Origin of the sequence: Falsiroseomonas tokyonensis (genome assembly GCF_019024325.1) — a bacterium.
Classification (GTDB): Bacteria; Pseudomonadota; Alphaproteobacteria; order Acetobacterales; family Acetobacteraceae; genus Falsiroseomonas; species Falsiroseomonas tokyonensis.
In genome coordinates, this window is record NZ_JAFNJS010000003.1 from 607812 (window position 1) to 621956 (window position 14145).

The 14145-nt window shown below is 67.1% G+C and carries 16 protein-coding genes; 10 read left to right on the forward strand and 6 right to left on the reverse strand.

The window, feature by feature from the left end; all coding sequences use genetic code 11:
• Positions 1-32: 32 nt before the first annotated feature.
• From J3S20_RS13445 to J3S20_RS13455, 3 genes are read right to left on the reverse strand one after another with little or no spacing between them, the layout of a single operon-like run.
• Positions 33-1211: a mandelate racemase/muconate lactonizing enzyme family protein gene (locus J3S20_RS13445; RefSeq protein WP_216836977.1), complete on the reverse strand. Its 1179-nt coding sequence runs from the start codon at positions 1209-1211 to the stop codon at positions 33-35.
• A gap of 5 nt (positions 1212-1216) precedes the next feature.
• Positions 1217-2191, reverse strand: a complete 975-nt coding sequence (locus J3S20_RS13450; RefSeq protein ID WP_246602732.1) for a Bug family tripartite tricarboxylate transporter substrate binding protein — start codon at positions 2189-2191, stop codon at positions 1217-1219.
• 20 nt (positions 2192-2211) lie between these two features.
• Positions 2212-3165 carry a dihydrodipicolinate synthase family protein gene (locus tag J3S20_RS13455; RefSeq protein ID WP_216836978.1) on the reverse strand — a complete coding sequence of 318 codons (954 nt, stop codon included), beginning with the start codon at positions 3163-3165 and terminating at the stop codon, positions 2212-2214.
• 97 nt (positions 3166-3262) lie between these two features.
• Here J3S20_RS13455 and J3S20_RS13460 point away from each other — a divergent pair, with 97 nt between their 5' ends.
• From J3S20_RS13460 to J3S20_RS13485, 6 genes are all read left to right on the forward strand, one after another.
• A complete protein-coding gene (locus tag J3S20_RS13460) occupies positions 3263-4072 on the forward strand; it encodes an IclR family transcriptional regulator (RefSeq protein ID WP_216836979.1) in 810 nt (269 codons plus the stop codon).
• Between the two features lie 86 nt (positions 4073-4158).
• On the forward strand, positions 4159-4440 hold the full coding sequence (locus J3S20_RS13465) for a hypothetical protein (RefSeq protein WP_216836980.1): 282 nt from the start codon (positions 4159-4161) through the stop codon (positions 4438-4440).
• On the forward strand, positions 4437-4964 hold the full coding sequence (locus J3S20_RS13470; RefSeq protein ID WP_246602733.1) for a ribose-phosphate pyrophosphokinase-like domain-containing protein: 528 nt from the start codon (positions 4437-4439) through the stop codon (positions 4962-4964). The genes J3S20_RS13465 and J3S20_RS13470 overlap by 4 nt, the downstream gene beginning before the upstream one ends.
• Before the next feature lie 170 nt (positions 4965-5134).
• Entirely contained in the window at positions 5135-5647 is a 513-nt protein-coding gene (locus J3S20_RS13475) for a hypothetical protein (protein WP_216836981.1), read from the forward strand.
• Positions 5647-6696: a fatty acid desaturase family protein gene (locus tag J3S20_RS13480; protein ID WP_216836982.1), complete on the forward strand. Its 1050-nt coding sequence runs from the start codon at positions 5647-5649 to the stop codon at positions 6694-6696. Before J3S20_RS13475 ends, J3S20_RS13480 begins: the two co-directional genes overlap by 1 nt.
• Before the next feature lie 61 nt (positions 6697-6757).
• Entirely contained in the window at positions 6758-6985 is a 228-nt protein-coding gene (locus tag J3S20_RS13485; RefSeq protein WP_216836983.1) for a hypothetical protein, read from the forward strand.
• A gap of 239 nt (positions 6986-7224) precedes the next feature.
• Here the strand turns inward: J3S20_RS13485 and J3S20_RS13490 are convergent, their stop codons facing one another.
• Positions 7225-8880 carry an ATP-binding protein gene (locus J3S20_RS13490; RefSeq protein WP_216836984.1) on the reverse strand — a complete coding sequence of 552 codons (1656 nt, stop codon included), beginning with the start codon at positions 8878-8880 and terminating at the stop codon, positions 7225-7227.
• 637 nt (positions 8881-9517) lie between these two features.
• Between J3S20_RS13490 and J3S20_RS13495 the strand changes: the two genes are divergently transcribed.
• Complete coding sequence (locus tag J3S20_RS13495) at positions 9518-10282, forward strand: Crp/Fnr family transcriptional regulator (protein WP_216836985.1); 765 nt, start codon at positions 9518-9520, stop codon at positions 10280-10282.
• Between the two features lie 529 nt (positions 10283-10811).
• On the opposite strand, the gene J3S20_RS13500 is transcribed toward J3S20_RS13495, so the two are convergent.
• A complete protein-coding gene (locus J3S20_RS13500) occupies positions 10812-11294 on the reverse strand; it encodes a DUF4269 domain-containing protein (RefSeq protein ID WP_246602735.1) in 483 nt (160 codons plus the stop codon).
• A gap of 183 nt (positions 11295-11477) precedes the next feature.
• Positions 11478-12428 (reverse strand): AraC family transcriptional regulator, encoded by a 951-nt coding sequence (locus J3S20_RS13505; protein ID WP_216836987.1) that lies wholly within the window; start codon positions 12426-12428, stop codon positions 11478-11480.
• Positions 12429-12588: 160 nt separating this feature from the next.
• Here J3S20_RS13505 and J3S20_RS13510 point away from each other — a divergent pair, with 160 nt between their 5' ends.
• From J3S20_RS13510 to J3S20_RS13520, 3 genes are read left to right on the forward strand one after another with little or no spacing between them, the layout of a single operon-like run.
• A complete protein-coding gene (locus tag J3S20_RS13510) occupies positions 12589-13308 on the forward strand; it encodes an SDR family oxidoreductase (protein WP_216836988.1) in 720 nt (239 codons plus the stop codon).
• Between the two features lie 37 nt (positions 13309-13345).
• Positions 13346-13645, forward strand: coding sequence for a hypothetical protein (locus J3S20_RS13515; RefSeq protein ID WP_216836989.1), 300 nt, complete (start codon positions 13346-13348; stop codon positions 13643-13645).
• Positions 13638-14075: a nuclear transport factor 2 family protein gene (locus tag J3S20_RS13520; RefSeq protein WP_216836990.1), complete on the forward strand. Its 438-nt coding sequence runs from the start codon at positions 13638-13640 to the stop codon at positions 14073-14075. The genes J3S20_RS13515 and J3S20_RS13520 overlap by 8 nt, the downstream gene beginning before the upstream one ends.
• Positions 14076-14145: the final 70 nt, after the last annotated feature.

Genomic DNA, 14145 nt, shown 5'->3' on the forward strand with positions numbered 1-14145 from the left:
GCGTCGGGCATGCGGTGCCTGTGGCTGCGGCGTCACCCGGCCTCGTGCCGCGTCGCGAAGCGCCAGACGTCATCCGCGGGCTGCACGCCAAGGCCGGGGCCGGAGGGCAGGCGATAGAAGCCCGCCTCGCAGGCCATGTCGCCCTGGATGAAGCGCAGGTTCCTGTCGAAGATCGAATGCTGGTATTCGTGCCCGTCGCAATTCTGCAGCGCGACGGAAGCATGCAGGCTCGCCGCCTGGAAGATGCCGATCCCGATCGAGGCATGCGGGATGCAGCGGCAATGGAAGGCTTCCGCCATGCGGCCGATCTTCATGAATTCCGTCACGCCGGTATGCGCCATCTCCGGCTGGATGATGTCCATGCAGCGGTCGATCAGGCGGGGGCGATATTCGAAGGCGGTGCGCCATTCCTCGCCCAGCGCCACCGATGTGCGCGCCTTCGCCGCCACCTCTCGCTGCCCTTCAAGATCCTCTGGCGCCACCGGGGCTTCCGCGAACCACAGGTCGTGCGCGTGCATGCGATCGATCAGCCGTGTCGCGGCCAGGGCGGTGTGCTTCCAATGCATGTCGCAGGCGATGCGCATCTCCGGGCCCAGCGCGCGGCGCAGCGCCGCCATCTCGGCCGCCTCGCCACGCTCGGCCACCGCGGCGGCGAACTTCACCGCATCGAAGCCCTTCGCCTGCCATTCCAGCGCAAGCTCCACCCGCTCCTCCAGCCTCGGCCGCGGCAGGCCGGAGACATAGGCGGGCAGTTGCGCATGCCGCTGGCCCCCGAGCATCCGGCAGAGCGGCAGCCCCGCCAGCCGTGCGGCGATGTCCCAGATGGCGATGTCGAGCCCGGCCAGCGCATCGACGAAATAGCCGCTGCCGAAGCCGCGCACGCGCATGGTGTCATACAGATCCTCGTGCAGCGGCACCGGGTCGCGCGGATCGCGGCCGATGCAGAGCGGGCCGAGCAGATCCGTGATGATCTCCGCGACCGCCCCGGGGGCGACGATGGCGTAGCATTCGCCCCAGCCGATGCAGCCCGATTCCGTCGTGACCTTCACCAGCACGGAGGTATCGGTGACCGGATAGGCGGATCGGTTGCCGCGGCGGATGAAGTAGCCGCGCGCATTGCTCGCCTCGCCCTCGCGCAGCGGCCCGAGATAGGGCACCTCGCGCGGGATGACGATGCGGAAGGCCTCGACGGTGGCGATGCGCTCGGTCATGCCGGTCAGCCCGCGCTGATGCCGGTACGGGTGATCAGCGCCTGGAACTTGTCGCGCTCCGAGACCATCAGCGCGCGGAATTCCTCGGGCGTATTCGGCGCGGCGATGGCGCCGAAGCCGCGCAGCTTTTCCACCGTGTCGGGCTGACGCAGGAAGCTTGCGATCTCCGCATTCAGCCGCTGCACCGCCGCGGCGGGCATGCCGGCCGGGCCCATGATGCCGTGCCAGGGGCTGACCTGCACGGCGGGGACGAGGGAGGCGATGGTCGGAAGTTCGGGCGCGAAGGGCAGCGGATCGGCCGTCGGCACGGCAATGGCGCGCAGCCGCCCGGCCTGCACATGCGGCCAGGCCGTCGCGAAACCATCCACCGCCAGGTCCACCTGGCCCCCGACCAGCGCGGTGATCATGTCGGAGGAGCCGCGGAAGGGCACATGCGTCATGCGCGCGCCGGTCTCCTGCATCAGCATTTCCATCGTCAGATGCAGGCTGGTGCCGACGCCGGAGGAGCCGAAGTTCAGCCGGTCCGGATTGGCGCGCAGGAAGGCGAGGAATTCGGGCAGGCTCTGCACCGGCACGCGCTGGGGATTGACCACGAGCACGCTGGGCGTCAGGCCCACCAGGCAGACCTGCTGGAAATCCGTGACCGGATCATAGGGCAGGCGGCCGCGCATCATGGCCGGCAGGATCGCATTGGCGGCGATATTGCCCATGCCGAGCGTGTAGCCATCCGGCGCGGCGCGCGCGACCGCTTCCATGCCGATGGCGCCGCCGGCGCCCGTGCGGTTTTCCACCACCACGCCGCGGCCCAGGCGCTGCTGCAGCGCCTCCGCCACCAGGCGCGCCATGATGTCCGCAATGCCGCCGGCGCTGAGCGGGACGATGATGCGCAGGTTGCGCTCCGGCCAGGCCGTCTGCGCCAGCGCGGGCGCGGCGAGCATCGCGGCGCTGCCGGCCAGCAGGGTGCGGCGGGTCGTCTTCATGGCGATTTCCTCCCTTCTTGTCAGTCTATTCCGGCCAGGCGGCGCAGAGCCGGCGAAAGCGGCGCGCCGGGCGCTTCCGGCAGGGGGCCGAGCAGCTGCGCGAAACGGTCCAGCTCCTCCATGCCGAAGGGCGTTACCGCCGTCTCCGGCTGGCGCGGGTGAAGCTCCGCCCAGCCCATGCGGCGCGCCATCAGGCGCTTGCCATAGGCAATCAGCAGCGGCAGGGCGCGGGACATGAAGACGACGATGGGCAGGATGGCGCGATGCAGCGCCTCCGCCCGCTCCGTTTCGCCGGCCGACCACAGGCGCCAGATCTCGACCTGCGCATCCACCAGCTCCGGCGCCGGAATCAGGCCCTGGCAGGAGCTGCGCAGATTGGTCGGCCATTCGATGCCGCCATGCCCGGCGAAGACGTCGCAGGTCTTCGCGGCCTCCCGCGCGAAGGCGCCGACGGAAACCGCCGGGCCTTCCGCCTTCATGAAGCGGATGTTCGGGTGGTTGCGATGCAGCGCGAGCAGCGCGTCGTTGGAGACGGAGACCTCCATATTCAGTGGATTGTTCTGCACGCCGACGGGCAGGGGCGATCGATCCGCCACCGCGCCCAGGAAGCGCAGGATCTCGCGCTCCGAAACGCCCTTCACCGGCGGCGGCTGCAGCACCACCCAGTCGGCGCCGCGGCGCTGCGCTTCGGCGATGAAGTCGAGCTGCCCATGGACCGAGACCTCGGCCACGGTCGCCATCAGCGGCACGCGCCCGCCGATGCGCGCCGCGGCCCAGCCGACCAGGTCGAGCCGTTCCTGGGTGGAAAGGCGGAAGACCTCCGTCACCAGTCCGAGCAGGGCAATGCCGTGGCAGCCGGCGGCCAGGCAGACATCGACCTGCCGCTCAAGCGCCGCACGGTCCAGCCGGCCGTCGGGACCGTAGAAGGCATAGAGAATGGGATGCACGCCTGACAGGCGAGGCAGCGGTGACACGCGACGTTCCTCCGATGGCGCGGTTCTTTGCGCCTAGAGCCTTTTGCTTCTTGACAGAAGTTCCATTGAATGGAACTTAGTTCTGATGAATGCGAGCATGCCGCCGAAGCCCCCGGCGCGTCAACGATCTTCCGCGCCCGAACCGCCCAAGGGGGTCTTCGCGCGCCATATCGAGGTGCTGGCCGCCATCGCGGGGGCCGGGGCGCCGCTGCGCTTTGCCGACCTCGCCGCCGCCACCGGCCATTCCAAGGCGACGCTGCACCGCATCCTGGCCGCATTGGCGGAGGAGCGTCTGGTGCGCGCCGATCCGCGCGGCGGCTGGCGGCTTGGCCTGCGGCTGGTGGAATTCGCCAACCACGCCTGGGCGGGGCTCGACCTGCCCAGCGCCGCGGAGGAGGAGATGGCGGCGCTGCGGGACGCGACCGGGGAGACAGTGCGGCTGGCCGTGCTGCAGGGGGCGGAGATGCTCTACCTGGCGCAGGTCGATAGCCGAGAACCGGTCAGCTTCCGCCTGCGCGTCGGCGCACGTGGCCCGGCCTATTGCAGCGGCACCGGCAAGGCCGTGCTGGCCTTCCTGCCAGCCACGCGGCTTCGCGCGGTGCTGGATGGCCTGGTGCTGGAGCGGCACACGCCCCGGACGCTGGTGGACCGCGCCGCGCTGGAGGCGCATCTGGAGGCCGTGCGCGCGCGCGGCTTCGCGCTGGATGATGGCGAGCAGGCGGCGGAAGTGCGGAGCCTCGGCGCGCCGATCCTGGATCGCGGCGGAGAGGCCCTGGGCGCCATCAGCCTCACCGTGCCGGCCTTCCGCCTCTCACGCCAGGCGCTGCTCGCCCTGGCGCCGCAGGTGATCGCCGCCGCACAGCGCATCGCGACACGACTGCCGCCGGCGATGCGCGAGCCCGGGTGAGGCGCGCGGTTCGATCAGGCTCTCCCTGTCGTCAAGCTGCAGCAGGACGCCCGCCTCGCTGCCAGGTGGAGGGATGGATCCTCGGTGTGGCAGGCGCCCTGGGCGCGATTCTCCGGCACGCGGTGGTCACGCCCCATGCCGGGCGTCTGACGAGCATCGACAACCGCCGCCTCGCGCGCGTCGCCAAGCTCGCCGGCGCGCCGGATGACAAGGCCGCGGGCCTCGAACTGCACGCGCGCCTCAACCAGCCAGTCGCCGCCGGTGAGCCGCTGTTCACCGTGCACGCTGACAATGCGGGGGAACTCGACTACGCGCTCGCCTATGTGGCGGCCAATCCCGGTATCGTCACCGTGCGCGAAGACACATGACCACCCAGCCCTTGCTCGTGCCGATGGAGACCGGTGATCCACTGGCGGCGCGCCTGGCCGCTGCGCTGTCGGCCGAACTCGGCACGCTGGAGACCCGGCGCTTTCCGGACGGTGAGACCTGGCTGCGCCACGCGAGCCGCCTCACCGGCCGGCGCGTGATCCTGCTTGCCGCGCTCGACCGGCCGGACGCGAAGGCGCTGCCGCTGCTATTCGCCGCCGATGCGGCGCGAGAGCTTGGCGCTATCGAGGTCGGGCTGGTCGCGCCCTATCTGCCCTACATGCGTCAGGATCGTCGCTTCCGCGACGGCGAGGCCGTGACCTCGACCAGCTTCGCGGCGTTCCTCTCGCGCTGCGCAGTGATGACCTCCATGGCGGGACATGCTCCTTCTGTCTGGGGGAAGATGACCATGCAGATCCACGCAGGACGTCCATACTTGGCGCCATTCACCGGCCTCGCATTGGCGCATCGCTTCCGCCTGCTCATGGCGCTGTGTTTCGTCGTGCTCGCGATCATGCTGGGCTGATCCACGTCACGATCGGCCTCGGCCCGATCTGGACCGTGCGAACGAGGTCGTAGGAGTTTGTCCACGGCAAAGGCCGCCGCCGGCACGAAGTCCATGTCGGTCAGGGGTGATGGAGGTCCAGGACTCCGACGGGTACCGCGATCCAACCCAGAAAAGGAGGAACGCAGTCGATGGGCACCAATGATCCGCGCGCCGCTGATGGGGGGCGGCAGGCAGAGCCGGCATCCGAAGGACCGCGGCCGGTTTTCTCGCTTTTCCTCGAAGACTTGCATGCAGAGCGGGTCGAGCGGGACCGCCGCAGCGAGGCCGCCGCGGTGGACGTCGCGCGACGCGAGCGTGACCAGCGGGCCGGCGACCGCGGACGCTTCGAGGCGCGCCGCCTGACCCACGCCGATCGCAACGCCATGCTCTCGAGGATCCAGGCGGCCTTCGAGAATGAGCAGCGGGAAGTGATGCTGGTCTCCTTCCCGTCCGAATTCTGCACGGATGGCAGGCGGAAGATGAACAACCGGCTTTCGGACTGGCTGGACACGCTGCCGGGCGGCGCACAAGTCTTCGTCGAATTCTGGCGTGACGCCTTGCAGCCTGGCGGCTCCGGTCTCGGCGCACGGATCCTGACATTCCCGGGTGGGATGCCCGGCGACGTCGGCATCGTCGTCACCTGGCCGCAAGGCAGAGGCTGATGCCGTCGGCCGCCGGCACCGACACTGACCAACCCGCGCCGGCGCGGGCCCGGTCCGATTGGCGCGATCTCAGAACGGTCGCCCTGCGCTTCCAGGAGGCATCGCCGCACGCCGCCGTGTTGCAGATCGCGACAACCTTCCCGCCGCTGCTTGCCCTGCTCGCGGGGATGCATGTCGGCCTCCGCCTGGGATGGTGGCCCGTTGTCGTCGTGCTTGCGCTCCCGGCGGCAGGTTTCGTGGTCCGGGTCTTCGCCCTCCAGCATGACTGCGGGCACGGTTCGTTGTTCCACTCCCGCCGCGTGAACGACGCGGTCGGCCGGCTCTGCTCCCTGTTCACCCTCACGCCGTACGGGAACTGGCGGCGGCAGCACGCAGCGCACCACGCGGTCTGGAACGACCTCGACCACCGGGACCGCGGAGCCGACATCTACTCGACCTGCACGACCGTCGCCGATTACCAGGCGTTGGGGCGGTGGCGGCGGCTGGGTTTCCGCACGGTGCGGCATCCGCTGGTTGCGCATTTGCTCCTGCCGCCGCTCGTTTTCCTCTTGCTCTACCGCATCCCCTTCGACACGCCGCCGGTCTGGCGCCGGGAACGGCTCGGCGTGCACCTGACGAACCTCGCGCTCGCCGCCAGCTATGGCGGCCTGTCTCTGATTCTGGGGTTCTGGCCGGTGATGACCGTGCTGCTCGCCGTGATGGTGCCGGCGAGTATCGCTGGCGTCTGGCTGTTCTCGGTGCAACATCGCTTCAAGGGCGTGCGTTGGCTCCGGCACGCGGCGTGGGACCCAGTCACGGCGTCGCTCGAGGGGAGCTCCTATCTGCGCCTGCCTCCGGTCCTGCGATGGTTCACCGGCCGGCTCGGCTTCCACCACGTGCACCACCTGGCGCCGCGCATTCCGAACTACCGGCTGGAGGACTGCCATAACGCGCACCCGGCCTTCGCAGACGTGCACGTCCTCACACTGCGCGATGCTCTCTCCGCGCCGCGCTACGTGCTGTGGGACGAAGCCGCCGGACGCATGGTGACCTTCGCGGAGGTCGACTAGGCGGCACGGCTTCGCCGCGCCGGTCCGGGTCGAGCTGCAGTGTCGCACGCGGCGGCAGGCGATGTTCGCGCAGTTCGGCCGCTTCGCCCTGCGGGAGAACGATATTGCGGCTTTGATGCAGGAGGCGGACGACCTCGGCGCGGCGTTCGCCAGGGCGCTTGAGCACGAGCTCGCCGGAGACAAGCTGGTAGTGCGCGCCGGCATCGGCTGGCGCCCTGGCGTCGTCGGGCATGCCCGCCGCCCGCGAGGCGCATCTCGTGAAGCCATCCCCGATGGCGCGCGTGGCTGAGAAGGTCCGGCAGATGATCCGGTAACTCGACGAGCGTCGCGCAAGGCAGACAGCAGCAGTCCAGAGCATTTCCTTCCTGCGTGGCTACCTCTGCGATAAAGGGATTCGAATGATCGGCCCCAACGCGCCCGCTAAGCGTAAGATTTGGTGGCGGCATTTTTGAAAGTGCTGCCGCTCCCAATGGGCAGCCGTCGGCGACAACTCCGGCGCAATGGCCACAAAGCGAATCCCGGTCAAGCCTAGGAAGCCGCTCCCGCCGCTCCGCTCCGATGCGCCAACAAGCGCGCCTCCACCCGCCGCGCCAGGGTGTCGAGATCGAACGGCTTGTCGATCACCTCCATCCCTGGCGGCAGTGCCGTGCCGGCGTTGCCGGAGATGAACAGCACCGGCAGTCCCGGGACGCGTTCGCGCGCGGCCTCAGCCACCTGCTGCCCGTTCATGCCGTTCGGCAAGCCGACGTCGGTGACCATCAAGTCCGGGCGGGCACTTGCCAGGATGCGCAGCGCCTCCGGCCCATCCCGCGCCTCCAGCACCGTGTGGCCAAGCTCGCGCAGCCGGTCAGCTGCCGGCCCGCGGATTGCGTCCTGGTCTTCCACCAGCAGCACGGTCCCACCCGCGCCGGTCGGAGGGGGAGGCGCCGGCCCCGGCTGTATGTCCTCTGGCGTCGCGCCTTCATGCAGCGGCAGCAGGAGGCGGACCGTGGTGCCCCGCCCGGGCACGCTCTCGATCCGGGCCACTCCACCCAACTGCCGCGCGAAGCCCCAGACCTGGCTCAGCCCCAGCCCGGTGCCCTCGCCATGCGGCTTGGTGGTGAAGAACGGCTCGAACACCCGCGCCCGCACGTCCGAAGCCATACCGATCCCAGTGTCCGCGACCGTTACCACCACGTAGGGTCCCGCCCCAGCCTCACCGTCCGGGACGTCCGCCGCCGAGAGCCAAACGTCCTCCGTGCCAACCGTGAGCCGCCCGCCTTCCGGCATGGCGTCGCGCGCATTTATGCAGAGGTTCAGCAGAGCGCTTTCCAGCTCGCCCGCGTCGCACAGCACTCTCCCGGCGCCATCGCGCAGCCTCAGGTCCAGCATGATCCCGGGGCCGACTGTGCGGCGGATCAGGTCTGCCATCCCCGTGATCGATGCGTCCGCGTCGACCAACCTCGGGTCAAGCGGGCGGCGCCGCGCGAAGGCCAGCAGCCGCTGCGTCAGTCCGGCGGCTCGCGCGGCAGCGTCGCGCCCAGCGTCGATATAACGCGCCGCATCGTCCAGCCGTCCGGCCTGCATGCGTCGTCGCGCCATATCCAGCGCGCCGGTGACGCCCTGGAGCATGTTGTTGAAGTCGTGCGCGATGCCCCCGGTAAGTTGGCCAACCGCCTCCATCTTCTGCGCCTGCCGAAAACCATCCTCGGCCGTCATCATCTGGAACGTCCGCTCGGTGAACCTTGACTCCATCTCCTCACGGCCGCGCGTCAGCACCTCCTGGGTTCGGCGTTCCTCGGAAACGTCGCGTAACAGCACAACGCCACCTGAAATTCGGCCCGCCTCATCACGAATCGGGCTGGCGGCAAACCAGCAGAAGAACCGGCGCCCGCTGGTCTGCACGATTTCAAGGACTTCATCCTCGACCACTTCGCCCTTCAGCACGGCACGCGCGCCAGGCCACTCCTCCGACGCGACCGGCCGGCCGTCGAGATGATATCGCTGATCGTCATCGCTATAGATGCGGGTCGCCTTGTTGTGCGCCTGGTGGCCCCAAAGCTTGTCGAACATGGCGTTGCGAAACAGGATTTCGCCAGCGGTGCCAATGAACACGATGGCAAGCGGCGCTTGCTCGAGCACGGCGCGAAGCGGCGCGTCGCTGCCACCGGTCGGCCAGAGGTGACGATCCGCGAAGTCGTTCACTGCCAGAAGCCCGCAGAGCGGCGGCCCCATGTACGGATGTCGTGGACCGTGTGCCGAAGGTCGCAGTGGCCGGGGTTGTCCTGGGTCGGTTGCAAGTGGTGGCTTCTGTCGGCGAGCGCGAAGCCGCAGCAATGGCGCAGCGTGCGGGGTTGGACAGCGGCCAGACCAACGCCCACCACGGCGTCCGCAACGAGGTGGTTCACCATCTGTCGGGTCAGCAGTTGGCCCCGCTCGTCGGCAGGGTAGGACACTAGCCGGAGCTCCAGCGACAGCGGCGCCTCGGCTCCTGGGCGCCGGTCGGATGCTTCCGGCACTCCAACACATCGACCGACAATTGTACTCAGCATCATCTGGCAGAAGGCCTGCATTAATTGGGCCCACACGGAAGCGTGTTTTGCCGCTGCTGTCTGTTGTTTCTCCAACGGACGGGCGCAACCGATCACGCAACCGCAGCGTTTGCTCGTTGGCCAGCCACAGGCTGGCGGAGAATTCTGCTCGGGGGCGGGGCAGCCGCTGCTGAAGCCGATGCCATCGGCTGGAGTGGCAAAGCCACGACCTCTGATATCAACGCTTTCCAGAATGCTGGCGCGAGAAATCATCTCTAAAGAGATTCATTTACGGCAAGGAATTAAATCTTATGAAGGCGCCGCAGGTCGACAAGCTTTTACACAAAAATCAGCTTCTTGGCGCTTTCGAGCCTGATGTTCGGGCCAGGATCATGCGCCGCATGGAGCCCGTGGAGATGAAGCTCGGAACAACGGTTTGCGAGGCGGGGGGTATATTAAGGCATGCGTATTTTCCAGAAGGGTGCGTTTTGTCGCTCCTGACCGTTTTGGAAAATGGGTCTGAAATCGAGTGCGCGAACATTGGGCGAGAGGGCGCATTTGGGATATTTGCAGCAATGTACAGCCGCGTTTCATTCAATAGATGCACTGTCCAGCTTCAAGGGCCGATGGTGCGATGCGAGATTGAATTGCTGCGGGATGAATTCCAAAAAAGCAAACATTTGCAAGATCTTTTTGTAAGTTTTTCGGAGACGCTATTGTCGCAAGTGATGCAAACTGTGGCGTGCAACTCTCTCCACACCGTGGAGGAGCGACTGTGTCGGTGGCTCCTGATGATGCATGATCGTGCAGAAGGAACCAAGCTGACCTACACGCATGAGTTTCTTGCGCGCATAATGGGAGCGAACCGGACATCGGTCACGCTGGCTGCTCAATCTTTGCAAAATCAAGGTTTCATCAACTATCGGCGCGGTTTGATGCAGGTGGTGAATCGACCCGGCTTGGAGGCGGCGTCCTGCGAATGTTATGCGGTAGTGAAGAAACGGTTCGACGCGTTTCTGACGCCGCCATCAAGTGCTGCTCAGGAAACCAAGACTGGACGAGGCGGTACGCGGTAATCCTCGTATCTCACTCGGCATTGAGTGGCGAACCGTCAATTCCGCGGTGATTTAAAATTTAGGTTCTGGTTGCCTGGCGTATCCGGCTCTGCCAGGCCGAATGGCGGCGCTGTATTCCGGCCCTTCGATCCAGCAACCTGAGGGCCGCCTACCCGTCGCTTGTTCGCCCAGGTTCGCCCCAAACCGCCCACAGCTGCTGAAAAACGGCACCCTAACCCGGCCCCCAGGAACGAGTGTTCCGGGTAGGCGGCCCGGTGAGGGGGGTCATAAATGCCTGAGTTGGCTGGGGAAATTGGAGCAGCGGTGGGAACCCGATTCCAACCTTCTCTGGGCGGTGGGCGCTCAAGCGCCGTTGCCCTGAGGCTGCGCAAGCGCCGGGTCATGACGCGCTGGGCAGAAAGAGAGGCAGGTCTCGATCGCTCGGCTGCGAGCCAAGATGTTGTCCGATCAGCCCGCCTGCCTTGGCGTCCGACCGCCGGCATGATTCGTATCGGGTGCGTCATCGCCGGCCTGGTGCCTGCCCCGCACTTTAGACCAGCCGCCGCAGCGCGTCGTCGTCGAAAGCCTCGCATGCGAGCTGCGCGCGATACGGGTCCCCCTCAAGCCCCAGCACCGCCGCGAAGGCAGGCTCGGTCTTCATACCCTGCCGCCGCCGATCCCTCACGCGGTCTCGAAGCGCCGTGCCGCCAATTCGCAGCAGCCCGGCCTCGATGCGAGCGTGCCGCCAGGCCATCTGCTGTTCGACCGGTTCGCCGGCGGCGAAGATCACGACCTCCCAGCCGCCGGCCTGGAAGCGCGCCACCAGCGGGCGGTACGCGCCGCGCCATTGCCACAACGCGAAGCCCGGCCAGCCGCAGCAGAGCGGCCAGAACACGGCGAGAAACGCATTGGGATCCGGCGCGTGGCAGGGGATGTCGAGGTCGCTGCCGGGCAGGTCGAGCCCGAGCGCCGGCGTGCCGGCGACCCGCGGATCGAAGGGATCGAGCCGCCGCGCCGGATCCAGGTGCCGCAAGACCTCCTGCCATGGCAGTCGCGCGACCATCCGCGCTTGCCTCAGCCGAGCCTCACCTCGCGTCGCATGAGGACGATATACACCCCCTCGAAGGTTTCGCGGTGCGCCGCGACCCAGGCCTAGATGGCCTCCGTCGCGACATCGCGCAAACGGGCAGTGCCACCGCTGACGGCGACCACAGCACTATGCGTCCAAGTGGATGGGTTTCTTGCTCCAGCCGGACGCCAACTCCTGCGATTCGGGCCGGGTTTCTACGATGTTGCGCAGTCGGTCAGCATGTCTGGCCGGAGGCATGCCAAAGATGCGGGTGTAGTCGCGACTGAATTGCGAAGGGCTGCCGTATCCGACGCTGAAGCCCGCGCCTGCGGCGTCCACGGCATCGCCGACCATGAGCCGCTGCGCCTCATGCATGCGGAGATGCGTGCGGAACTCGAGCGGACTCATCGACGTGATCGCCTTGAAATGGGCGTGGAAGGTGGAGCGGCTCATGCCCGCCATCTCGGCCAATTCCCCGATCGGACAGGCCTCCCGAAAATGCGTTTTCAGCCAGACGATCGCGCGGGCAATCTGGTTGAGGCGGCTGTCGGCGCGCGCCATCTGCCGGATCGTGGCGCTGCTGTCCCCGGTCAGAAGGCGATAGAGGATTTCGCGGATAAACAGCGGCGCAAGCGCCTCGATGTCGTCCGGCGTGTCCAGCAGGCCCGCGAGCCGGGTCGCGGCGTCGAGCAGCGCCGGCGTTGTCCGGTTCAGCGCGATCCCAGCAGCAAGGCCCTCAGCCTCGGTGCGGGTTGCGGGATAGCGGATCGCGAACTCTCCGAGCGCCGTCATATCGAGGTCGAGACGCAGGCAGAGATAGGGCCGCTCTGCGCTCGCCTCGATCACCGATCCCATGACCGGCAGGTCCACCGACGCGATCAAATAGCTTGCCGCGTCATAGATGAAGGTGGTCGCACCCAGCACGGCGCGCTTGCGCCCCTGCGCGACGATGCACAGCGTCGGCTCGTAGACGACGGGCATCGGCATCGTCGGCGTCGACGAACGCAACAGGGATACGCCCGGCAATGCGCATGGATAGGTGCCGTCCGCAGGGGCGTGACGGGTCAGTGTCTCCGTGAGCACCGCGAGCTGGTTCATGGCCCCGTATCCCATGAGAGCAGGGCAGGGGAAAGAAGCAATCGGCCTCATTCGGACAATCGTGCAGGGACTCCGGACAATTGGTCTACCGCAGCCGAGCGCCAATCGGCCAAGAACTCCGCGTCGGACGAGCAAGGGAGTTCAGGCCGTGACGGATAGAATGGACAAAGTCGTTCTCATCACTGGCGCCAGCAGCGGCATCGGCGAGAGGACGGCGATCACGATGGCCGCCGCCGGCGCCAGGGTTGTGATCGGCGCGCGCCGCCTCGATCGCTTAGAACGCCTTGCCTCCGAGATCGAGGCCGCGGGCGGCAAGGTGCTGGCACGCGGCCTCGACGTCACGTCGCGCGGGAGTGTGCAAGGCTTTGCGGACGCCGCCGTCGAAGCGTTCGGCCGCATCGACGTCATCATCAACAATGCCGGCATCATGCCGCTGTCGCCCATGGCCTCGCTCAAGGTCGAGGAATGGGACCGCATGGTCGATGTCAATATCAAGGGAGTCCTCTACGGGATCGCCGCGGTCCTGCCGGTGATGAACCGACAGGGTGCCGGGCAGATCATCAACGTCTCTTCGATCGGTGGGCTCTGCGTGGCGCCGACCGCTTCCGTCTACTGCGCAACGAAATACGCCGTGCGGGCGATCTCGGACGGGCTCCGGCAGGAGAACGACAGGATCCGTGTCACCTGCGTCTATCCGGGCGTCGTTGAGTCGGAACTGGCGAACACGATCACCGATCCCGTCGCGGCGGAGGCGATGGTCGCCTACCGCCGGATCGCTCTCAGGCCCGAAGCGATCGCCGACGCCATCGCCCACGTGATCGCCCAGCCGCCCGAGGTCGATACGAGCGAGATCGTCGTCCGGCCCACCGCCAGCGCCTGATCGTAGATCCTGTGTTCACGGTCGAGGCGCCCGCGCGATGCGCACCATCGAGCCTGCTGGTCGTGGCGGGCTGCGACAGGCCGAGCCGGTCCGCCGCGCGGGAGACAAGGGCCTCCTGCAACAGGGCGCCGAGAATGACGCGCAGGTTCAGGTCTTGGTCGCGAAGCTCCACGACATGGATAATGGGATATACAAATCATCTGTTGGAAGGATTTCACCTGGCCTTCCAGTGTCCGATCCGAACAGACGAGGCCGCACTGACCAGAACCTGGTCCAGAGCGCTTCTTTATCGTCGATACGAGATCGTTTCATCCATGCGAGGTTCCACCATGGCTGACAAGTTCGATAGCTTCTCCGACCTCCTTCGTGCCGCACTGGGTGGCCGGCTCGCCTCTTCGGGCAGCTTGCTCGGCCTGTTCACGCACGATGTCATCTTCGAGTTTCCGTATGCGCCGGATGGGCTGCCCAAGCGGCTGGAAGGGAAGGCTGCCCTTGCCGCCCACCTGGAAAGGCTTGGCCCGTTGCTCACCTTCGGGCCCATGGAACTGGGGAAGGTTTATGCCGTAAAAGAAACGGTCGTCTTCGAGTTCTCCTGCACTGGCGAGGGCGTGGCTACGCGTGCTCCCTACGATCAGCTTTACATTTCGGTGGTCACATTGCGGGAAGGGCGGATTGCGCACTACCGCGACTACTGGAACCCGCTCGTCGTACTGACCGCCTTGGGAGGCACCGAGGCCGCGGCCGCTGCGTATGCAGGGGCAGCCTGATGACGGTTGCGCGGGTCCTCATCGCCGGAGGCAGGGGCAAAACAGGCCGTCGCGTGGCGTCCCGCTCGAT